Annotated in this window: 19 protein-coding genes; 7 read left to right on the forward strand and 12 right to left on the reverse strand. The window is 64.5% G+C overall.

The window, feature by feature from the left end; genetic code table 11:
- Positions 1-324 precede the first annotated feature (324 nt).
- From DFO50_RS10790 to DFO50_RS10800, 3 genes are read left to right on the forward strand one after another with little or no spacing between them, the layout of a single operon-like run.
- Positions 325-885, forward strand: coding sequence for a YqgE/AlgH family protein (locus tag DFO50_RS10790; RefSeq protein WP_028499545.1), 561 nt, complete (start codon positions 325-327; stop codon positions 883-885).
- A 25-nt stretch (positions 886-910) separates the two neighbouring features.
- The gene (gene ruvX / locus DFO50_RS10795) at positions 911-1,372 is read left to right on the forward strand and encodes a Holliday junction resolvase RuvX (protein ID WP_028499546.1); all 462 of its coding nucleotides are present in this window, start codon (positions 911-913) and stop codon (positions 1,370-1,372) included.
- Positions 1,369-1,821: a DUF3592 domain-containing protein gene (locus tag DFO50_RS10800; protein WP_107889267.1), complete on the forward strand. Its 453-nt coding sequence runs from the start codon at positions 1,369-1,371 to the stop codon at positions 1,819-1,821. The genes ruvX and DFO50_RS10800 overlap by 4 nt, the downstream gene beginning before the upstream one ends.
- 310 nt (positions 1,822-2,131) lie before the next feature.
- Here DFO50_RS10800 and DFO50_RS10805 read toward each other — a convergent pair whose 3' ends face one another.
- From DFO50_RS10805 to DFO50_RS10850, 10 genes are all read right to left on the reverse strand, one after another.
- Positions 2,132-2,446, reverse strand: coding sequence for a cupin domain-containing protein (locus DFO50_RS10805; protein ID WP_051528905.1), 315 nt, complete (start codon positions 2,444-2,446; stop codon positions 2,132-2,134).
- 65 nt (positions 2,447-2,511) lie between these two features.
- Positions 2,512-2,946, reverse strand: a complete 435-nt coding sequence (locus DFO50_RS10810; RefSeq protein WP_028499547.1) for a ClpXP protease specificity-enhancing factor — start codon at positions 2,944-2,946, stop codon at positions 2,512-2,514.
- Positions 2,947-2,951: 5 nt separating this feature from the next.
- The gene (locus DFO50_RS10815) at positions 2,952-3,554 is read right to left on the reverse strand and encodes a glutathione S-transferase N-terminal domain-containing protein (RefSeq protein ID WP_028499548.1); all 603 of its coding nucleotides are present in this window, start codon (positions 3,552-3,554) and stop codon (positions 2,952-2,954) included.
- A 177-nt stretch (positions 3,555-3,731) separates the two neighbouring features.
- On the reverse strand, positions 3,732-4,493 hold the full coding sequence (locus DFO50_RS10820; RefSeq protein ID WP_028499549.1) for a cytochrome c1: 762 nt from the start codon (positions 4,491-4,493) through the stop codon (positions 3,732-3,734).
- A gap of 14 nt (positions 4,494-4,507) precedes the next feature.
- On the reverse strand, positions 4,508-5,839 hold the full coding sequence (locus DFO50_RS10825) for a cytochrome bc complex cytochrome b subunit (RefSeq protein ID WP_028499550.1): 1,332 nt from the start codon (positions 5,837-5,839) through the stop codon (positions 4,508-4,510).
- A 16-nt stretch (positions 5,840-5,855) separates the two neighbouring features.
- The gene (gene petA / locus DFO50_RS10830) at positions 5,856-6,440 is read right to left on the reverse strand and encodes a ubiquinol-cytochrome c reductase iron-sulfur subunit (protein ID WP_028499551.1); all 585 of its coding nucleotides are present in this window, start codon (positions 6,438-6,440) and stop codon (positions 5,856-5,858) included.
- Between the two features lie 363 nt (positions 6,441-6,803).
- Positions 6,804-7,550, reverse strand: a complete 747-nt coding sequence (locus DFO50_RS10835; RefSeq protein WP_028499552.1) for a Nif3-like dinuclear metal center hexameric protein — start codon at positions 7,548-7,550, stop codon at positions 6,804-6,806.
- Positions 7,551-7,658: 108 nt separating this feature from the next.
- Positions 7,659-9,278 carry an electron transfer flavoprotein-ubiquinone oxidoreductase gene (locus tag DFO50_RS10840; RefSeq protein ID WP_036386181.1) on the reverse strand — a complete coding sequence of 540 codons (1,620 nt, stop codon included), beginning with the start codon at positions 9,276-9,278 and terminating at the stop codon, positions 7,659-7,661.
- A gap of 167 nt (positions 9,279-9,445) precedes the next feature.
- Positions 9,446-10,636 carry a CaiB/BaiF CoA-transferase family protein gene (locus DFO50_RS10845; RefSeq protein WP_112692497.1) on the reverse strand — a complete coding sequence of 397 codons (1,191 nt, stop codon included), beginning with the start codon at positions 10,634-10,636 and terminating at the stop codon, positions 9,446-9,448.
- A gap of 15 nt (positions 10,637-10,651) precedes the next feature.
- On the reverse strand, positions 10,652-11,839 hold the full coding sequence (locus DFO50_RS10850; protein ID WP_028499555.1) for an acyl-CoA dehydrogenase: 1,188 nt from the start codon (positions 11,837-11,839) through the stop codon (positions 10,652-10,654).
- Positions 11,840-12,003: 164 nt separating this feature from the next.
- Between DFO50_RS10850 and DFO50_RS10855 the strand changes: the two genes are divergently transcribed.
- A complete protein-coding gene (locus DFO50_RS10855; protein WP_028499556.1) occupies positions 12,004-12,768 on the forward strand; it encodes an IclR family transcriptional regulator in 765 nt (254 codons plus the stop codon).
- A gap of 59 nt (positions 12,769-12,827) precedes the next feature.
- On the opposite strand, the gene alr is transcribed toward DFO50_RS10855, so the two are convergent.
- Entirely contained in the window at positions 12,828-13,910 is a 1,083-nt protein-coding gene (gene alr / locus DFO50_RS10860) for an alanine racemase (RefSeq protein WP_199489806.1), read from the reverse strand.
- A 116-nt stretch (positions 13,911-14,026) separates the two neighbouring features.
- Between alr and DFO50_RS10865 the strand changes: the two genes are divergently transcribed.
- Both DFO50_RS10865 and ychF read left to right on the forward strand, forming a co-directional pair.
- A complete protein-coding gene (locus DFO50_RS10865) occupies positions 14,027-14,641 on the forward strand; it encodes a DedA family protein (protein ID WP_028499558.1) in 615 nt (204 codons plus the stop codon).
- A gap of 121 nt (positions 14,642-14,762) precedes the next feature.
- Positions 14,763-15,854, forward strand: coding sequence for a redox-regulated ATPase YchF (gene ychF, locus DFO50_RS10870; RefSeq protein WP_028499559.1), 1,092 nt, complete (start codon positions 14,763-14,765; stop codon positions 15,852-15,854).
- 182 nt (positions 15,855-16,036) lie between these two features.
- Here the strand turns inward: ychF and DFO50_RS10875 are convergent, their stop codons facing one another.
- Entirely contained in the window at positions 16,037-17,038 is a 1,002-nt protein-coding gene (locus DFO50_RS10875) for a DMT family transporter (protein ID WP_107889260.1), read from the reverse strand.
- 412 nt (positions 17,039-17,450) lie between these two features.
- On the opposite strand from DFO50_RS10875, the gene DFO50_RS10880 reads away from it, so the two are divergent.
- Positions 17,451-20,300, forward strand: coding sequence for a S8 family serine peptidase (locus DFO50_RS10880; protein WP_158537437.1), 2,850 nt, complete (start codon positions 17,451-17,453; stop codon positions 20,298-20,300).
- The last annotated feature ends 76 nt before the right edge of the window (positions 20,301-20,376 follow it).

Genomic DNA, 20,376 nt, shown 5'->3' on the forward strand with positions numbered 1-20,376 from the left:
CCGGATCTTTCGCAGGTAAAGGCCGGATCGGCGACTCATGACAACCATCTCGGCGCGTGTTTAATTTTTTAAGCGTTTGATGGCGTTTTTCTCATGCAAAACCTTGACATGGCCTGTTTTGGTCAACACTTCAGCACTTATGGCACTGAAATTTCGCCAAATCGGCGTTTATTGTCAGACAAGTCTGCAACAAGTGTCGAAGATTGTAATCACGTGTTTAGAAAATAACCACAGGGTGCGGCAAAAAAATTAAACGCTCCGGCATGCGGTTTTCCGCGTGCGCGTTCCACCGCCAATGCGGCCCGCTCATGCCATAATCGAGACATGAGCGAATTCTCCCTCTCCCACCATTTTCTGATCGCCATGCCGCACATGGACGACCCGTTCTTCGCCCGCGCCGTGGTCTATCTGTGCGAGCACTCGGAGCGCGGCGCCATGGGGATGGTGATCAACCGACCGTCCGACATGACCATGGCAACGCTGTACCGGCAAATCGGTCTGACGCTGGACCAGCCGCAGTTCGCCGACCTGCCGGTCTACTACGGCGGGCCGGTGCAGTCCGATCGCGGCTTCGTGCTGCATGAGCCGATCGGCAACTGGCAGTCGACGCTGACCGTCACCGACGATGTCGCCATGACCACGTCGAAGGACATCCTGACCGATACCGGCAAGGGTCAGGGACCGGAGCGCTTCATCGTCACGCTCGGCTACGCCGGCTGGGAAGCCGGCCAGCTGGAACATGAGCTGTCGCACAACGGCTGGTTGACCGTGCCGGCCGACATGCGTATCGCCTTCGACCTGCCGCCGGAAGACCGCTACGACGCCGCCATGAAGCTGCTGGGCTTCGATCCTCTGGCGCTGTTCGGCCAGGCCGGGCACGCCTGATGCAGGGCCAGACGTCCTGCAGGAAATGATCATGAACGGAACTTATCTCGGCTTCGACTTTGGCGAAGTCCGCATCGGCGTTGCCGTCGGCGAACGCCTGGTGGCCCTGGCCCATCCGCTGGAAACGCTGGCGACCCCGAACAACGACGAACGCTTTGCCCGCATCGCCACCCTGCTGCATGACTGGCAGCCGGAAGGGCTGGTGGTCGGCCTGCCGACCCATGCCGACGGTACCCCGCACGAAATGACCCGTCTGGCGCGGCGTTTTGCCCAGCGCCTGCACGGCCGTTTCGGCCTGCCGGTGTTTCTGGTCGACGAACGCCACACCTCGCTGGTCGCGGAAGAAATGCTCAGGGAAGCCGGCCTGCGCGGCCGCAGGCAGAAGCCGGCCCTCGACCAGATCGCCGCCCAGCTGATCCTGCAGACCTATTTTGATGGCGGCGGCGAAGCGCTCGATGTGAAGGGCGGCAGCGAGGAACGCGAATGAGGACGCTGGTGCTGCTGGCGCTGGCCCTCGGCGGTCTGCTTGGCGCACTGATGATTCATCGCCAGGGCAGCAAGGCCGCCGCCGCACTCGACTGGCCGCAGGTGACCGGCAGCGTGCTCGACAGCCGGGTCGAGACCCGCGCCGCCCGCGGCAGCGCGGCACGGCAGTGGGACTACAAGGCGGTGATCCACTATCGCTACACGCTGAACGGCCGGCAGTACGATGCCAGCCGCCGCCGTTATCCCGAGCCCGGCTACAGCGACAACGAGGCCGGCGAAGCCGCCATTGCCGCCCGCTATCCGGCGGGTCAGCCGGTGCGCGTGCACGTGAATCCGGCCAACCCGGCCGACAGCGTGCTGGAGGCCGGCCGCCACTGGACTGTCTGGGCCGGCATGGCCATGGCCATCCTGGTGGCCGTGATCGCCATCGCCGTGCTGGTCGCCGGCTGAACGCCGGTTTTCCACAGCAATGCCGGTTCATCCCCCGGCAACGGGGATGGCGCAGGGGACTGCCTGTGGAAAACTCTGCTATCTCATTGAAATCGCTTCATCTTCCCGTTGCTGTCTGTTTTTTGCACAAGCCCCTGTCGGCCATGCCAATGGAATTGGCGGTCAGCCAGAACTGTGGATAAGTTCCCTCTGACTTCATCCACTATCGGCGGGGACAGGGTTGGGGACGTGCTGTGGACAAGTCAGCCAAGTCATTGACCAACATGAACAATTCGCATCCTGCTTATTTTTTGCGCAACAGGAAAACCGGTCAGCCGAACAGCACCAGCACCTGCCCGTCGCTGTCAGCCGCATAGTGGTGGCTGAGTCCGGGCGGAATACAGGCCATCTGGCCGGCTGCCATCTCGACCCGCTGCTGCGCGGTCTCCAGCGCGACGCGGCCGGCCAGCACCACGATGCGCTCGGACACCACGTGCTGCTCGTCCGGAAACGCCGCAGCCTGTGGCCGGTAGTTCAGCAGCAGCAGATCGCCTTCGGTGACCCGGGCCAGCAGGTAGTCGCTGTCGACATCCAGTCCGGATGCCAGCGTGCGCAGGTCGCTGACCTCGATGGAGAGATCGTTCATCGTGTGTACTCCCAAGAAAAAACCGGGCCACGACGGACCCGGTTTGAAAATGGACAGGCATCGTCCTATTTGACGATGCGCAGCTTGCCTCTGGCCGGCGGCGTGCCGCCGGCATCCGGACCGGCAGGAGGCGTCGGATCGTCATCACGATCCTCTACCGCCTGCAATGCCGGGCGCTCCGGCGTCTCGTCGACTTCGAGCTCGAACCCCATGCCCTCGCCGGTTTCCCGGGCGAAAACCGACACCACGTTGCCGACCGGCACCCGGATCGCATGCGCCACACCGCCGAAACGGGCGGAGAACGTGATCCAGTCGTTGCCGATATCGAGGCCGTGCGTGGCGGTGTTGCCGATATTCAGCACGATCTCGTTGTCGCGCACGAACTGGCGCGGTACCTGCGTGCGCTCGTCCACCCAGACGGCCAGGTGCGGCGTGTAGCCGTTGTCCACGCACCACGACCACAGTGCGCGGATCAGATAGGGTTTGGTCGATGTCGTCATGGGACTCACTTGCGCATGGCTTTTTCGGCCGGCGTCAGCGAGTCGATGAACGCCTGACGGGTGAAGATCCGTTCCGAGTACTTGAGGATCGGCGCAGCGGCGCGGCCAAGGTCGATGCCATAGCTTTCCAGACGCCACAGCAGCGGGGCCACGGCAACGTCGATCATCGAGAAGTCGTCGCCGAGCATGAACTTCTGCTTGGCGAACACCGGCGCGATGGTGGTCAGGCCGTCGCGGATGCCTTCACGGGCCTTTTCGGCTTCGGATTTCTTCGGCGAGCCTTCCAGCGTCTTCACGTGGATGAACAGTTCCTGCTCGAAGCGATGCAGGAACAGGCGGGCACGGGCGCGCATGATCGGGTCAGCCGGCATCAGTTGCGGGTGCGGGAAACGCTCGTCGATGTACTCGTTGATGATGTTCGACTCGTAGAGGATCAGGTCGCGTTCGACCAGCACCGGCACTTCGTTGTACGGGTTCATCACCGCCAGGTCTTCAGGCTTGTTCAGCAGGTCGACTTCCTTGATTTCGAAGTCCATGCCCTTTTCGAACAACACGATGCGGCAACGATGGCTGAAAGGACAGGTGGTGCCGGAATAAAGCGTCATCATAAATACGGAGATCCTCTAGACGTCATGTGGGCCATACAGGCCTGGATGGCGGGAATTCTAGCACTCCGCTCTCCGGCACTGCCACCACAAGTCGTCAAACCCTTGATTTGAAAAACAAAACAGACGGGTCAAAAAACCCGTCTGTCATGAATTGCCGACTGTTACCGGAGAATGCCCTTAGTGGACGTCCTTCCAGTATTCCTTCTTCAGCAGGTAGGCCAGCGGCAGCATGACCAGCGCGAGGAACATCAGCACGACATAGCCGATCTGTTCACGCTTGGTCTGGACCGGTTCGCTCATCCACACCAGGTAGTTGGTCAGGTCGGCCATGCGCTGGTCGAACTCGCGCGTATCGGCCTTGCCGTTTTCCAGCTTGGTCATGGAACCGGCCTTGACCAGGGCCAGCTTGTGCTCGTCCTTGCCGTCCTTGCCCTTGACCGTTTGCAGAACCTGGTCGCCCTGCCATTGCCACAGTGCATGCGGCATGCCGACCTTGTCGAACACCAGGTTGTTCCAGCCGGTCGGACGGGTGTCGTCACGGTAGAAACCACGCAGGTAGGCGTACAGGTAATCGGCGCCGCGCGAACGGGCGATGACCGACAGGTCCGGCGGCGCAGCGCCGAACCATTCCTTGGCGTCCTTGACCGGCATGGCGGCGTGCATCGTGTCGCCAATCTTGTCGGTGGTGAACATCAGGTTGCTCTTGATCTGCTCTTCGGACAGGTTGATGTCCTGCAGGCGATTGAACCGCATCGCCTGTGCGCTGTGGCACGACAGACAGTAGTTGGTGAAGATCTGCGCACCGCGTTGCAGGCTTTCCACATCGCGGACGTTGATCGGCGCCTTTTCGAGCTCCGGGCCTTCGCCGGCGGCCATGACGGCCGTGGTCGGCAGGATGAAGGCCAGTGCGGCGATCAGGTGACGGAATTGCATTTTCATCGTTATCCCCTCGATCAGACCAGTTTGGCGAACAGTGTCGCGCCGCCGATGGCCACCAGCCAGTACACCACGAACATCAGTTGGCGCTTGCCGTTGGTTTCCGTCACGCGGGACGGGACCGGCACCGAGCCGACATCGTTCCGGGTGTAGAACGGCATGGCGAGGAAGAACATGAAGTACACGAACGACAGCACCTGCGAGATCACCGTGCGTTCGCTGGTTGCCGGCATCGCACCGAGGATGCCCAGGCCGAAGAAGCTGATCAGGAACAGCACCAGCATGAACTTGAACTTCGGGCCACGGTAGCGGATCGACTTGATCGGCGAGCGGTCAAGCCACGGCAGGAAGGCAATCAGCACCACGGCGGCACCCATGCCGATCACACCCCAGACCTGGGTACCCAGGAAGGACGGGATCGCGCGGAGGATGGCGTAGAACGGCGTGAAGTACCAGACCGGCGCAATGTGCGGCGGCGTCTTCAGCGGATCGGCCGGATCGAAGTTCGGCATTTCCAGGAAGTAGCTGTTGTGCCCGATCGGCAGCGTCGGCGCGAAGAACACGATGGCGCTGAACACGATCAGGAACACGACCACGCCGAGGATGTCCTTGACGGTGTAGTACGGGTGGAACGGGATGCCGTCGAGCGGGATGTGCGTCTCCGGGTCCTTGTTCTTCTTGATTTCGACGCCGTCCGGGTTGTTCGAGCCGACTTCGTGCAGCGCGATCAGGTGGGCGACCACCAGACCCAGCAGCACCAGCGGCACGGCAATCACGTGCAGGGCGAAGAAGCGGTTCAGCGTGGCGTCCGACACCACGTAGTCACCCCGGATCCAGACCGACAGGTCCGGGCCGATCACCGGGATCGAACCGAACAGGTTCACGATCACCTGGGCGCCCCAGAACGACATCTGGCCCCACGGCAGCAGGTAGCCCATGAAGGCTTCGGCCATCAGACAGAGGAAGATCAGGGTACCGAACACCCACACCAGTTCGCGCGGCTGCTTGTACGAGCCGTAGATCAGGCCACGGAACATGTGCAGATAGACCACGACGAAGAACATCGACGCGCCGGTCGAGTGCATGTAGCGGATGATCCAGCCGCCCGCCACGTCGCGCATGATGTATTCGACCGAGAAGAACGCGGTGGCCGCGTCCGGCTTGTAGTTCATGGTCAGGAAGATGCCGGTCAGGATCTGGATCACCAGAACCAGCATGGCCAACGACCCGAAGAAGTACCAGAAGTTGAAGTTTTTCGGCGCGTAGTATTCGGAGACGTGCGCCTTCCAGGTCGACGTCAGCGGGAAGCGCGCGTCAATCCAATCCAGAACCGCTTGTTGCTTGCTCATGTGTTTCGCCTCTTATTTACTTGTCGTCGCCGATGAGAATCACCGCGTCGGAAAGATATTTATGTGGCGGAATTTCCAGATTGGTCGGGGCAGGCACGCCACTGAACACCCGGGCGGCGAGGTCGAACTTCGACCCGTGGCACGGACAGTAGAAGCCACCCAGCCACTCCGGACCGAGGTCGGCCGGCGCGAGGTCCGGACGGAAGGTCGGCGAACAGCCCAGGTGGGTACAGATACCCACGGCAACGAGCAGGTTCGGCTTGATCGAACGCGTGGCGTTCTTGCAGTACTCGGGCTGCTGCGGCACCTCGGACTTCGGGTCGGCCAGCTTCGGATCGTTCTTCGGCAGACTCTTGATCTGCTCTTCCGTACGATTCATCACCCAGACAGGTTTGCCACGCCATTCGACGTTGATCTTCTGCCCTGCCTCCAGCTTGCTGATGTCGACCTCGACCGGCGCGCCTGCTGCCTTGGCACGTTCGGACGGGAAGAAGCTCAGCAGAAACGGCGTCGCAACGCCGATGGCGGCGACCCCGCCGGCTGCGGCGGTAGCTACCGTCAGGAAGCGGCGACGGCCGTTGTCCACTTGCGGCTCACTCATTGTGTTGATCCTCAAACAAGATATGGAGCTTAAACTCAGACTGCTGACAAAGTTGGGGCTTGCCGCCCCGGCGGTACCGGCACAGGCCGGACTGGTGAAAATCCCGCGGGTGGCGGCAGTCTGCCTGATTCATTCCGACGCCCTCCGCCCTCGGCGGCGCGAGGGGACCTCGCTGGCGCTCGCCGGTTTTCCAGGGCCGGGTTTGTCTGCAGGCTCTTAAACCCCGCGATTCTAACTGAATACCCGGATTGCTTAAAGCGGGCTTACAGTTTTTTGCCCTGCCCTTGATCCAGGATGTCCTACAGTGACAGATGGCTGAAGGGGAAAGGCCGGCCGGGCGGCATCCGGTCGACCGTCTGCCTGTCAGACCGGATTGTCGATGTCGACGTAGCGGGCATTCAGCCCGTCCTGGCCGTGCAGCCAGCCGGCCAGCGCCTGCGCGCCAAAGCGCTCGGTCGCATGGTGGCCGGCGGCGATAAAGGCCACGCCGCTCTCGCGGGCCAGGTGGCAGCAGTATTCGGAAGCCTCGCCGGTCACGAACGCGTCGACCCCCAGCGCAATCGCCTCCTGGAAATAGCTCTGCGCGCCGCCGGTGCACCAGGCCAGCCGGCGCAGCGGCCGGTCGGCCTCGCCGATCAGCAGCGGCGTGCGGCCCAGCACCTGCCCGATACGCGCGCCAAACCCGGCCAGCGTCGCGCCGTCTGCATTGCGTCCGTACCACAGCAGGTTCTGTTCACCGGTCTGCCCGTCGGCCTCCAGGCCCAGCGCACGGCCCAGCCCGGCGTTGTTGCCCAGCTCGGCATGCGCATCAAGCGGCAGGTGGTAGGCGATCAGGCTGATGTCGTGCGTCAGCAGTGCCTTCAGCCGGGCCTGCTTGATGCCGACCACGCGTGCGTCCTCGCCCTTCCAGAAATAACCATGGTGGACGAGCAGCGCATCGGCGCCATCGGCGATGGCGGCATCGATCAGCGCCTGACTGGCGGTCACGCCGGTGACGATGCGCCGCACTTCGCCGCGCCCCTCGACCTGCAGGCCGTTCGGTGCATAGTCCCTGAACCCGCCCGGCTGCAGCAGGGTATCGAGGCGGGAAACGAGATCGCTGAGCAGCATGGCAGGCTCCGGGTCAGGGTAAGGAATGGCCGGATTGTGCCGTGCAACACCCGGCGGGCCAAGCGCAAAAAAGCCCGGCGCTGTTGTCGCCGGGCAATCCGTGGAGTGTTACATGTTCGGATAGTTCGGACCGCCGCCACCCTCCGGCGTAACCCAGTTGATGTTCTGGGTCGGGTCCTTGATGTCACAGGTCTTGCAGTGCACACAGTTCTGCGAGTTGATCTGCAGACGGGGCTCCCCCGTGTCCTGCCCGACGATCTCGTACACGCCGGCCGGGCAGTAGCGCTGCTCCGGGGCGTCGTATGTCGCCAGGTTGATGCGGATCGGCACGCCCGGGTCCTTCAGCCGCAAGTGGATCGGTTCGTCCTCGCGGTGATTGGTATTGGACAGGAACACGCTGGACAGCTTGTCGAAGGTCAGCACATTGTCCGGCTTCGGATAGACGATCTTCGGCATCTGGCTGGCCGGTTTCAGCGTCTCGTGGTCGGCATGCTTGTGATGCAGCGTCCACGGTGCGCGACCACGGAACAGATAGGTGTCGATGGCCGAGTAGATCATGGCCGGCCACAGCCCCCACTGGAACGACGGCCGCACATTGCGCACGCTGTACAGTTCGTCGTGGACCCAGCTCGCCTTGTAGGCGGCGGTATAGCCGGTGGCTTCGTTGCCGGCGTTCTCGTCGCCGAGCAGCGCGAAAAGGGTGTCGGCCGCCAGCATGGCGGACTTCATTGCCGTGTGCGTGCCCTTGATCTTCGGCACGTTCAGGAAGCCGGCGGTATCGCCGACCAGTACGCCGCCGGGGAAGGTCAGCTTCGGCACCGACTGCAGGCCGCCCTCGGACAGCGCGCGGGCGCCGTACGACAGCCGGCGACCGCCTTCGAACACGCCGCGGATGGCCGGGTGGGTCTTGAAGCGCTGGAATTCATCGAACGGCGACAGGTGCGGGTTCTGGTAGTCCAGACCGACCACATAGCCGACCACCACCTGGTTGTTTTCCAGGTGATAGATAAACGAACCGCCATAGGTGCTGGTATTCATCGGCCAGCCGATGGTGTGGGTGACCGAACCCGGCTGATGCAGCTCCGGTTTGACCTCCCACAGTTCCTTGATGCCGATGCCATAGGTCTGCGGCTCGACGCCATCACGCAGCTTGAAGCGCTCGAACAGCGTCTTGGTCAGCGAGCCACGGCAGCCTTCGGCGAAGATGGTCTGTCTGGCCCACAATTCCATGCCGGCTTCCCACGCATCGGTGCGGTTGCCTTCACGGTCCAGCCCCATGTCGCCGGTCGCCACGCCCTTGACCGAGCCGTCCTCGTGGTACAGCACTTCGGCGGCGGCAAAGCCCGGGTAGATTTCCACGCCCAGCGCCTCGGCCTGTTCGCCGAGCCAGCGACAGAAGTTGCCCAGACTGACGATGTAATTGCCGTCGTTGTGCATCTGCGGCGGCGTCGGCAGCGCACGCGAGCCGGTTTCGGTCAGATACAGGAAACGGTCGGCGGTCGCCGGCGTATTCAGCGGCGCACCCTTGTCTTTCCAGTCGGGGATCAGTTCGTCGAGGGCGCGGGTCTCGATCACCGCGCCGGACAGAATGTGGGCACCGATTTCCGAGCCCTTTTCCAGCAGGCAGACGGAAATCTCGCGGCCGTTCTCGGCAGCGAGCTGCTTGAGGCGAATCGCGCTGGACAGCCCGGCCGGGCCGCCACCGACGATCACCACGTCGTATTCCATGTATTCGCGTTCCACGCGCGACTCCTTCATGCTTTTCGGGTTTCGGCAACTATTGCATGCTATCGGCAAATGAGTCAAACGAGCGTTTGACTTTTTATTCAACCCGCTATGATAAAGCGGCCGGAGCCGGCCGCTTACACAAAAAATCGCATAGCGAATGCGGCGTTTCAGATCACGCCCTGCGCCCGCAGCCTTGCCACCTCGTCCCCGGAATAGCCGAGTTCCGCCAGTACCTCATCGGTGTGCTCGCCCAGGGCCGGCGGCGCGCGATGATAAACCAGCGGCTCGACCTCCAGCCTGATCGGACTCACGACCTGCGGCACGGCCCGGCCATGACCGTCGACCAGATCGGCGCGCAGACCGCGCGCGACAATCTGCGGATCGGCAAAGGCCTCGTCGACGGTATTGATCGGTCCGCACGGCACGCCGGCCGCATCGAGTCGCGCCAGCCATTCATCGCGGCCACGGGTGGCGAACACTTCGGCCAGTTGCGGCACCAGCAGTTCGCGATGGGCGACCCGCTGCGGGTTGGTGGCGAAGCGGTCGTCCTGCGCCAGTGCCGGCAGCCCGACCTGCTCGGCGACACGCGCAAACTGGCTGTCGTTGCCGCAGGCCAGGATGAAATGGCCGTCACTGGCGGCAAAGACCTGGTAGGGCACGATATTGGCGTGACCATTGCCGAGTCGCGGCGGGGTCTTGCCGCCGACCAGCCAGTTCATGTTGACGTTGGCCAGCATCGTCAGGGCGCAGTCGAACAGCGCCAGATCGATCCGCTCGCCGTGGCCGCTCTTTTCCCGCCCGTACAGCGCGGCGGTAATGGCACTGACCGCGTACATGCCGGTAAACAGGTCGGTCACCGCCACCCCGACCTTGTGCGGCTCGCCGTCGGCAGGGCCGGTGATGCTCATCAGCCCCGACATGCCCTGGACGATGTAGTCATAACCGGCATGCTGTGCATACGGCCCGGTCTGGCCAAAGCCGGTAATCGAGCAGTAGATCAGCCGCGGGTTCACCGTCTTCAGGCTGTCATAGTCGAGGCCGTACTTGCGCAGCCCGCCGACCTTGTAATTTTCCAGCAGCACATCGGCCTCGGCCGCCAGACGCGCCACCAGCTCGCGGCCTTCCGGCCGGCTGATGTCGACCGTGACCGAGCGCTTGCCGCGATTGGCGGCCAGGAAATAGGCCGCCGTGCCGTCGTCGAGGTTGGGAGGGCCCCAGTGGCGGGTATCGTCCCCGCTGCCGGGACGTTCGATCTTGACCACATCGGCGCCGAGATCAGCCAGCGTCTGGCTGGCCCAGGGGCCGGCCAGCACGCGGGACAGATCGAGCACCCTGATGCCGGAAAGCGGACCGGACATGTGAACTCCTTGCGCTCAGGAAAAGGCCTGGATGCCGGTCTGCGCGCGACCGAGAATCAGCGCGTGCACGTCGTGGGTACCCTCGTAGGTGTTGACCGCCTCAAGGTTCAGCATGTGACGGATCACGCCGTATTCATCGCTGATGCCGTTGCCGCCATGCATGTCGCGCGCGACACGGGCAATGTCCAGCGCCTTGCCGCAGTTGTTGCGCTTGATCAGCGAGATCATTTCCGGCGCGGCGCGGCCTTCGTCCAGCAGCCGGCCGACCCGCAGCGCGGCCTGCAGCCCGAGGCTGATTTCGGTCTGCATATTGGCCAGCTTCAACTGGATCAACTGGTTGGCGGCCAGCGGGCGGCCGAACTGCTTGCGGTCCAGCGTGTACTGGCGGGCAGCATGCCAGCAGAACTCGGCAGCGCCCATCGCCCCCCAGGCGATGCCGAAGCGGGCCTTGTTCAGGCAGCCGAACGGCCCTTTCAGGCCCTTGACGTTCGGCAACAGCTGCGCATCCGCCACCTGGACCTCGTCCATGACGATTTCGCCGGTGATCGACGCACGAAGCGAGAACTTGCCTTCGATTTTCGGTGCCGACAGCCCCGGCATGCCCTTTTCGAGGATAAAGCCGCGGATCTCGCCGTCGTCGTCCTTGGCCCAGACCACGAACACGTCGGCGATCGGGCTGTTGGTGATCCACATCTTGCTGCCCGACAGCAGATAGCCGCCGTCGACACGACGGGCACGGGTCTTCATCCCGGCCGGATCGGAGCCGGCGTCCGGCTCGGTCAGCCCGAAGCAGCCGACCCACTCGCCGCTGGCCAGCTTCGGCAGATAGCGGTCCTTCTGCTCGTCGGAACCGTAGGCCCAGATCGGATGCATGACCAGCGAGCTCTGCACGCTCATCGCCGAGCGGTAGCCGGAATCGACCCGTTCGACTTCGCGGGCGATCAGCCCGTAGGCCACGTGCGACAGGCCGGCGCAGCCGTAGCCGTCGATGGTGCAGCCCAGCAGGCCCAGTTCCCCCATCTCGCTCATGATTTCGCGGTCGAAGCGCTCGTCACGGAAGCCCTGGCGGACACGCGGCAGCAGCCGTTCCTGGCAGTAGTCGTGCGCGCTGTCGCGCACCATGCGTTCTTCTTCGGTCAGTTCTGCTTCCAGCAGCAGGGCGTCATCCCACTGGAACGGGGCCCGGTTTTGCGTTGCAGCCATGTGATTTACTCCTTTGCAGAGGATTTCGCCTGCCCCGGTGCGGGGCGTCCGACAAATTTAATTCCGCCAGGCGGAACTTTGTTCTAATATGTGGAATCAAGATACCCTCGGCACCGGTGACTGTCAAAGCCCTTGCCCCGTCTTTCCCCCTTTTTTTGCCGACCATGACCGATACCGACAAAGACCGACTTTTCGTAACCGCGCTGGCGCGCGGCCTGGACGTGCTGTCCGCCTTCGACGGCACCGCCGCACGCATGACCAATCTGCAACTGGCCAGCCGCACCGGTCTGCCGAAATCGACTGTGTCACGGCTGACCTACACCCTGACCCAGCTCGGCTATCTGAATGCGGTCGACAATGGCTATACCCTCGGTTTCCGCGTGCTGGCGCTGGCCGCCGCACAACTGAACCGCTTCGAGCTGCGCACGCTGGCCGCGCCACTGATGCGCGAGTTCGCCGACCGCCATCAGGTGTCGTGCAGCCTGGCAACCGATGACGGGGTGGAGATGGTCTATCTGGAATGCACGCGCAGCAGCGCGCGGGTAACGGTGCAGTTGTCGGTTGGTTCGCATGTGCCGATGACCCGCACCGCCATCGGCCGCGCCTGGCTGGCGGGGCTGGAGGCGGCCGAACGCGACCGGGTGTTTGCGCGGCTCGGGCAGCACTACGGCGAGGCATGGCCGGCCGAAGCGGCCCGCATCGAAACCGCCCTGGCCCAGTACCGCCAGCGCGGCTTTACCTCGTCCTATGGCGATTACGACGATGAGGTGGTGGCGGTCGGAGTGCCGATCGCGCCGATGCTGCAGGGCCAGCCCAAGCTGGCGATCAACGCCAGCAGCCCGGCCTACCAGATCAGCCAGGAACGGATGGAGCAGGACATCGCCCCGGATCTGGTCGCGCTGGCCGACCGCCTGTCCGGCCGCGCCTGATCCGGCACCGAACGACGGACGCAAAAAAACCGGGCAAGCCCGGCTTCAGACAAGACTTATTATTCGCCGACCACCACCACCGGCACGCGCGCGGCCAGCGCACACATGAGCTCATAGCCGATCGTGTCGGCGCCGGCGGCCACTTCGTCGATCGACAGGCCGTCGCCACCCCACAGCGTGACCTTGCTGCCGACGCCGGCCTGCGGCACCGGATCGAGATCGATGGTCAGCATGTCCATCGACACCCGGCCGACCAGCCGGGTACGGACGCCGTCGACCACGCACGGCGTGCCGGCACGGGCGATGCGCGGGTAGCCGTCGGCATAGCCGCAGGCGACAACACCTATGCGCATCGGCTGCGACGCGGTAAAGCGTGCACCATAGCCAACCCGGTCGCCCGGCTGCAGTTCCTGCACGCCGATGATGTCCGCTTCCAGCTTCATGGTCGGCGCCAGGCCGAGCTGTTCGGCCGACTGGTCGGCAAACGGGCTCGCGCCGTACAGCATGATGCCCGGGCGCACATACTCGCGCCGCGCCACGTCGTAGCGCAGTGTCGCGGCCGAGTTGGCCACGCAGCACGGCAGATCCAGTCTGGCATTGACGGCGTCGAAGCGCAGCAACTGCGGTTCGATGCCTTCGTCGTCATCGGCGGTGGCGAAGTGGGTCATCAGCCCGCGCACCCTGACCTGCGGCAGTTGTCGCAGCCGGGCCAGCACGTCGGCGGCCTGCTCCGGCCGGAAGCCGAGCCGGTTCATGCCGGTGTTGATCTTGATGAACACGTCCAGCGGCCGGCCACCGGCCGGCAGCGCGCGCAGCCAGTCGAGCTGGAAGGCGGAATGCACCGGCACCCACAGCCCGTTCGCCACGGCGACGTCGACTTCCTCTCGGTCGAAGCAGCCTTCCAGCAGCAGGATCGGCTGGGTGATGCCGGCCTCGCGCATTGCCAGCGCGTTCTCGATATTGATCAGCCCGTAGCCGTCGGCCACCGGCGCGAGCGCCTGCGCGACACGCAAGTAGCCGTGCCCGTAGGCATCAGCCTTGATGACGGCGAAGGCAAAACTGTTGGGGGCCAGACGTTTGGCAAGCAGGTAATTCTGACGGATGGCGGCGAGATCTATCGTCGCTTGAATCGGACGGGTCATGATGTAGGGCAAATCTCGATAAGCAGGGGGCAACACGCGGTGTGATAGTATCAACCATCTCCGCTGGAGCGGTGCTTTTTTAAACAAAACGTTTAATATTTCAACCAACGCCAAGCATGGACATACTGCAAACGCTGATCGACTTTTTTACCGGGTACGGCTATGCAGCCGTGTTCCTGGTGCTGCTGGCGTGCGGTTTTGGCGTACCGATTCCCGAGGACGTCACGCTGGTTGCCGGCGGCATCATCTCCGGCCTCGGTTACACCAACGAACACACGATGTTCCTGGTCGGCATGGCCGGCGTACTGGCGGGCGATTCGACCATGTTCATGATCGGTCGCCTGTACGGTCCGCGCGTGCGCCGGTTCAAGTTCGTCCGTCGCATCCTCACGCCACAACGGTTCAGGATGGTACAGCAGAAATTTGCCCGTTACGGCAACTGGGTGCTGTTCGTCGCCCGTTTCCTGCCCGGCCTGCGCACCCCGATTTTCCTGACTGCCGGCATGTCGCGGCGCATCCCGTTCTGGCGCTTCCTGCTGCTTGACGGCCTTGCCGCGCTGATCAGCGTGCCGATCTGGGTCTACCTCGGCCACTTCGGCGCCAACAACCGCGAATGGCTGATGCAGATGGTGTCGCGCGGCCAGCACGGCCTGTATGCGCTGATGGCGGTCATTGCAGTGGCGCTGTTCGCCGTCTGGTGGCGCAAGCGCAAACGCAAGGCCGACTGCTGACGCGCAAGCGGTACGCCCCGCCGGGGGTGTTACAATCGCGCCTTTGTCGAACTCCGGCCGGCAAGCCGATGCGCCCGTGCGCGTCGCCCGCTTGCCCGCCCCTCGTGACGAAGGACACACCATGAGCCTCAAATGCGGCATTGTCGGCCTGCCCAACGTCGGCAAGTCCACGCTGTTCAACGCGCTGACCAAGGCCGGCATCGAAGCGGCGAACTACCCGTTCTGCACCATCGAACCGAACGTCGGCATCGTCGAAGTGCCCGATCCGCGCCTCGACGAACTGTCGAAGATCGTCAAGCCGCAGCGGGTTCAGCCGGCCATCGTCGAATTCGTCGACATCGCCGGTCTGGTGGCCGGCGCCAGCAAGGGTGAAGGCCTCGGCAACCAGTTCCTGGCCAACATCCGCGAAACCGATGCCATCGTCAACGTGGTGCGCTGCTTCGACGACGACAATATCGTCCACGTCGCCGGCAAGATCGACCCGATCTCCGACATTGAAACCATCGGCACCGAACTGGCGCTGGCCGACCTGTCGACGGTCGAAAAGGCCATCACCCGTGACGGCAAGAAGGCCAAGAGCGGCGACAAGGACGCGATCCGCCTGATCGCCGTGCTGGAAAAGGTCCGCGCCCATCTCGACGCCGGCCTGCCGGCCCGCAGCCTCGGCCTGGACCCGGAAGACGTCGAACTGGTCCGCCCGTTCTGCCTGCTGACCATCAAGCCGGCAATGTACGTCGCCAACGTGGCCGAAGACGGCTTCGAGAACAACGACTACCTCGACCGCCTGAAGGCCTTTGCCAGCAAGGAAGGCGCACCGGTCGTGGCGGTCTGTGCCTCGATCGAATCGGAAATCGCCGACCTCGACGATGCCGACAAGCAGGAATTCCTCGACAGCCTCGGCCTGGCCGAACCGGGCCTGAACCGGCTGATCCGCGCCGGCTACCAGCTGCTCGGCCTGCAGACCTACTTCACCGCCGGGGTAAAGGAAGTCCGCGCCTGGACCATCCACGTCGGCGACACCGCGCCGCAGGCGGCCGGCGTCATCCACACCGACTTCGAACGCGGCTTCATCCGCGCGCAGACCATCTCCTACGCCGACTTCATCGCCTGCGGCGGCGAAGCCAAGGCCAAGGAAGCCGGCAAGATGCGCTCGGAAGGCAAGGAATACGTGGTGCAGGATGGCGACGTGATGAACTTCCTGTTCAACGTCTGAGCCTGAGCATGGACGCCACCGGATGCCGGTGGACGACAAAACCCCCGCAATGATTGAGCTTTGTGGGGGTTTTTGTTTATTTCTGTCCAGGGCGGTCGTTGAAATCCCGGCGTGAGCCGGGTGTGGGGCCGGAGATGACGCCATGGAAGCCTTCCGCACCGGAGCGACCCGGGCGGTCCCGGTCAGACAGACCAGTCATCCTCGCCGGCCGCGCCATCGCCTCCGGCGGGACCTGCCGCCGGCAATGCCGGCGAATGCGCCGACGCGGCGGGGGGCGGCGCAGCGGTGGCCAGCCGCGCGTCCGGTATCGGTCGCAGCACCAGCCACAGGGCGGCGGCAATCATGCCCCCACCCAGCGCGTGGGCCAGCGTGGCAGCTTCGCCCAGGATCAGCCAGCCCCAGAACACGCCGAACAGCGGGATCAGGAAAGTCACCGTCAGCGCCTTCAGCGGTCCCACATCGGCAATCAGCCTGAAGAACAGGATGTAGGCCGCCGACGTGCACAGCAGGCCAAGCGCCAGCATCGACATCCACACCGGGGCCTCCACCTCGCCCCAGGGAATCGAACGGGTCGAGACATCCAGGGCGGCAAACGGCAGCAGCATCAATACTGCACCGATCTGGCTGCCCAGAGCGACGATCCGGCTGTCGAGGCCGCCGCGTGCGGTAATCCAGCGCCGGGTCAGAAAACCGGCCAGCCCATAGCAGAACGTCGCCAGCAGACAGGCCGCCACGCCCCACAACACGGCCCCGCTGACATCGAGCGGCCCGGTACGGGTCAGGACGGCGACCCCGGCCAGCCCGACCAGTACGCCGGCGGCCCTGGCGCCGGTCATCCGCTCGCCAAAACAGGCCATGCCGACCAGCACGCCCATCAACGGGGTCATCGCATTCAGAATGGCGCTGTAGCCGGCTGGCAGCACCCGGGCCGCCAGCGCGTACATCAGGAACGGGATGCCGGAGTTGATCACTCCCAGCGCCAGCGCCGCGCCGAGTTTGCCGTGGAACGACAGCCGCACCCGCAGCAGCAGCACCAGTGCGAGCAGGCCGAAAGCGCCCAGCAGCACGCGGCCGAATGCCGTGGGCACGGCCCCCAGCACCGGGGCCGAAATGCGCATGAACAGAAAGCTGCCGCCCCAGAGTGCGGCAAGCAGGAACAGGCGGGCGAGACTGGCGGGATTCATGATTGACCGTGACCTTTGCATGCTGCACCGGGGGAACTGCTTCCCGGATTTTCAGGGGGAAAGGCCGATTCTTCAAACGATTTGTTCTGGCTGGCTATTTAGTCTGGCTAAATCCTGTCAGCCACCGGCGAAGGCTGTTGTATTCAGACCGGATTTGACGATCGCAGCGGGAAAACGCTAGTTTTACCGGCAGCTCAGTGGGTGATCAGGCATTGCCAACCGATATTTTCATTCCCGCTCATGCTGGAAGAGGCCCTGCCTGACGCCCCTTCGACCCTGCTTTTTTTATCCATTACGTCATTGACACATCAAAGCCACTAATTATTTCCGCGGTCAAATTTTTATTTAATAGAGATTATAAATGTCTGCGAGAAAATGCATGCCCGGTGCCCGCTTGAAACGGGTTGGCAATATGACGGCGCTTTCCCTTGCCGCACCATTTTATGCCCCTGCCGCCCCCGCACAAGTGGCCGAACCGCTGCCGGTCAGCTGGGAAATCGCGGCTACAGGCGCCGATGCCGCCCGGCGCGCCGGTTTCAGGGGAAAGGGCGTCGCCATCGGCGTGCTGGACAAGGGCTTTCTGGTCCGGCACCCGTTATTGTCCGGGCCCAATTTTCATCCGCTCGACAGCACCCTGAATATCGACGGCAACACGCTGATTTTCGACGCCCGCGTACTGCAGCGGGACGAGCGCGGCTATGCCACGCACGGTGCGTCCGTCAGCGCCGCCATTGCCGGGCGGGCCTATCCCGATCTTGGCTACCTCGGCGGCATCGCGCCCGAGGCTGACCTGTACCTGTCATCGATGACCCCCTCCGACGTGATTTTCGCCACGGCACACGGGAGCAAAAGCGCGGAGGCCGGCAATGACAACACCCTGTTCCAGCCTCTCGACCAGCAACTGCTCAGCCATGGCCTGCGCACCCTGTACCGGGATGTGTCCGCGCTGCGCGTGATCAACAACAGCTGGAATGACGAAGCGGCCGGTGATCGCCCGGCGGATGTCGATACCGCCTATCGACGCGCAAGGCAACTCGACACGGGAAACGCGCCGCTGATCGACAGCCTGCGTGCCGCCGCCCGGCAGGATGTCCTGCTGGTATTCGCGGCCGGCAATGAGCACCGTGCCCAGCCGGGCCTGATGGCGACCCTGCCGCGCTACCTGCCTGAGCTCGAGCCCCATTTCCTGTCCGTGGTCGCGCTGGATGCGGAAGGCCGGCTGGCGGCGTACTCGAACCAGTGCGGCGTCAGCAAGGACTGGTGCCTGAGTGCGCCGGGCGACATCTATGCGGCCAGCGCCAGCCATGCCCCGGCCGACACCGGTCCGGCCTACAACCTGGTTCGCGTCAAGGGCACCTCGATGGCCGCGCCGCTGGTCAGCGGTGCAGCCGGGCTGATCAGGGAACGCTTCCCGTACATGACCATGGCCCAGGTACGCGGCGTCATGCTCAGTACGGCAACGCCCGAGGGCGCAGAGCGGGTCAGCGAGGCCCAGGGCTGGGGCCGGCTGAACGTGGCCAGAGCCTTGCAGGGGCCGGAACAGCTGCTTGGCGACCCGGTCTACCATCTCGACCGTGCCAGCGACCCGGAGGGCGATGTCTGGCGCAACGATATCGTCGCCGGCGGCCGGCTGGGCAAGGCCGGCAATGGCACACTGTCGCTGGCAGGCATGCGGAACCGCTTTGCCGGCGTCACCGTGCATGACGGGCTGCTGACGCTGGAACAGGCCCATGTCTTCAGCCAGTCAAGCCGGGTCGAGGGCGGGGAGCTGCGTGTCGACGGCTCGCTGGAGGGCCCGGCACTGGACGTGGCACCGGCAGGCACCCTGAGCGGCAGCGGCGATATCCGGGCGCCGACCCGGATCGACGGCAGCCTGGCGTCGCAGCAGGCATCGCGTGCACTGACCTTTCACCACTCGCTGATCCTGGGACGGCACAGCCGCACGCGGCTTGCCGCCGCACCGCTCGTGCTGTCCGGTTCCCGGGCCCAGGCCATGCTCGGCGGCACACTGATACCGTCCGGTCTGACGGCAGGCAGCCGGCCACTGCTCAGGACCACGGCCGGCGCACGCTACCACGGCCGCTTCGACCGCCTGCAGCAGGACCCGGCGCTGAATGCCGCCGGTCAGCGCCATGACCTGCTGTTCGCCCCCGACGGCATCCGTGTCGCCGTTCATCCACAAACGCTTCCCGGCCAGCAGGCGCTGACGGCCAATGCCGCCCGTGGCGCCACCCTGCTCAATCAGTTGCGCGATCATCCGCAGGCGCTGGGCGACAGCCGCTACAACCGCTGGTTGCAGCAGGCGCTGGCCGGGCACGCCGGCAGCCTGCCGCAAACCATCGGTGGCCAGATCCATGCCGACCTCGGTGCGGCACTGCTGCAGCAACCGCTGCGACTGCAGTCCGCCTTGCAGACGCAGCTGGGCCACCCGGGACAAGTCCCGGGTGGCAAGCGCTGGTGGCTGGATGCGGTCAGCGAGCGGGCGCGCAGCAGCGCCCGGCCCGGCATCGCCGCCAGCAAGGAGCACAGCAGCACGCTGCGGCTGGGGGTCAGCCTGCCGGTCAGCGAACGGCTGGCGTTCAGCGGCGGTTTCTCGCCAGGCAAGGACACGGTCAGCGCGGTCTCCGCCCACGCCCGGACCGACCTGCTCCAGCTGGGCGTGGCGACGCGCTACGGGCTTCGTGCGCTCGGTCACGGGCCGTATATCGGCGGGCAACTGGCCGTCAGCCGCGCCAGCAGTACGATCACGCGCAATCTGGCGCCGCTGGGGCAGACGCGAGGCGACACCGGCGGCTGGCTTTACAGTGCCGGCCTGACCGGCGGCTATCGCTGGCCGGCCACGCCGGACAGCATGATCACGCCTCATGCCGGTCTGCAGGGCAGCCGGGGTCATCTGCGCGCGTTCCGGGAGCACGGCGGCGAACTGCCCCTTTCCGTCGAGCGCGGCACGCTGTCCACGCAGACCGCGCTGGCCGGCATCGATCTGGAACAACGCTGGCAGCGCGGACGCTGGGCCCTGCTCCCCGGTCTGAGCATCGCTTACCAGCGCACACTCGGTCGCAGCAGCCAGCACAGCCAGACCCGGATCGACGGCTTCACAGTCGGGCAGACCTCGGCGCGGCACGGCCGGGACCGCGTCGCCGCCAGTCTGAAGCTCGACGCCCGCTATGCCGACTGGACCGCCCGGGTGCGTCTGGCCGGCCTGACCGGCAGCGGGGACAGCGGTGGTGCAGCCAGCCTGCAGCTGTTCCGGGCATTCTGAGTCGGCAGGACAGAATGCCGGACAGCGAACAACCCGAGCCTGTTGGTCAACAGACTTCAGACTGTCCACAAACCCC

Source organism: Microvirgula sp. AG722, from assembly GCF_003269145.1.
Classification (GTDB): Bacteria; Pseudomonadota; Gammaproteobacteria; order Burkholderiales; family Aquaspirillaceae; genus Microvirgula; species Microvirgula aerodenitrificans.

Excerpts from the sequence above, each read along its gene's own strand:
- DFO50_RS10790 (WP_028499545.1), top strand. The coding sequence starts at position 325 with ATGAGCGAATTCTCCCTCTCCCACCATTTTCTGATCGCCATGCCGCAC.
- ruvX (WP_028499546.1), top strand. The coding sequence starts at position 911 with ATGATCATGAACGGAACTTATCTCGGCTTCGACTTTGGCGAAGTCCGC.
- DFO50_RS10800 (WP_107889267.1), top strand. The coding sequence starts at position 1,369 with ATGAGGACGCTGGTGCTGCTGGCGCTGGCCCTCGGCGGTCTGCTTGGC.
- DFO50_RS10805 (WP_051528905.1), bottom strand. The coding sequence starts at position 2,446 with ATGAACGATCTCTCCATCGAGGTCAGCGACCTGCGCACGCTGGCATCC.
- DFO50_RS10810 (WP_028499547.1), bottom strand. The coding sequence starts at position 2,946 with ATGACGACATCGACCAAACCCTATCTGATCCGCGCACTGTGGTCGTGG.
- DFO50_RS10815 (WP_028499548.1), bottom strand. The coding sequence starts at position 3,554 with ATGATGACGCTTTATTCCGGCACCACCTGTCCTTTCAGCCATCGTTGC.
- DFO50_RS10820 (WP_028499549.1), bottom strand. The coding sequence starts at position 4,493 with ATGAAAATGCAATTCCGTCACCTGATCGCCGCACTGGCCTTCATCCTG.
- DFO50_RS10825 (WP_028499550.1), bottom strand. The coding sequence starts at position 5,839 with ATGAGCAAGCAACAAGCGGTTCTGGATTGGATTGACGCGCGCTTCCCG.
- petA (WP_028499551.1), bottom strand. The coding sequence starts at position 6,440 with ATGAGTGAGCCGCAAGTGGACAACGGCCGTCGCCGCTTCCTGACGGTA.
- DFO50_RS10835 (WP_028499552.1), bottom strand. The coding sequence starts at position 7,550 with ATGCTGCTCAGCGATCTCGTTTCCCGCCTCGATACCCTGCTGCAGCCG.
- DFO50_RS10840 (WP_036386181.1), bottom strand. The coding sequence starts at position 9,278 with ATGGAATACGACGTGGTGATCGTCGGTGGCGGCCCGGCCGGGCTGTCC.
- DFO50_RS10845 (WP_112692497.1), bottom strand. The coding sequence starts at position 10,636 with ATGTCCGGTCCGCTTTCCGGCATCAGGGTGCTCGATCTGTCCCGCGTG.
- DFO50_RS10850 (WP_028499555.1), bottom strand. The coding sequence starts at position 11,839 with ATGGCTGCAACGCAAAACCGGGCCCCGTTCCAGTGGGATGACGCCCTG.
- DFO50_RS10855 (WP_028499556.1), top strand. The coding sequence starts at position 12,004 with ATGACCGATACCGACAAAGACCGACTTTTCGTAACCGCGCTGGCGCGC.
- alr (WP_199489806.1), bottom strand. The coding sequence starts at position 13,910 with ATGACCCGTCCGATTCAAGCGACGATAGATCTCGCCGCCATCCGTCAG.
- DFO50_RS10865 (WP_028499558.1), top strand. The coding sequence starts at position 14,027 with ATGGACATACTGCAAACGCTGATCGACTTTTTTACCGGGTACGGCTAT.
- ychF (WP_028499559.1), top strand. The coding sequence starts at position 14,763 with ATGAGCCTCAAATGCGGCATTGTCGGCCTGCCCAACGTCGGCAAGTCC.
- DFO50_RS10875 (WP_107889260.1), bottom strand. The coding sequence starts at position 17,038 with ATGAATCCCGCCAGTCTCGCCCGCCTGTTCCTGCTTGCCGCACTCTGG.
- DFO50_RS10880 (WP_158537437.1), top strand. The coding sequence starts at position 17,451 with ATGACGGCGCTTTCCCTTGCCGCACCATTTTATGCCCCTGCCGCCCCC.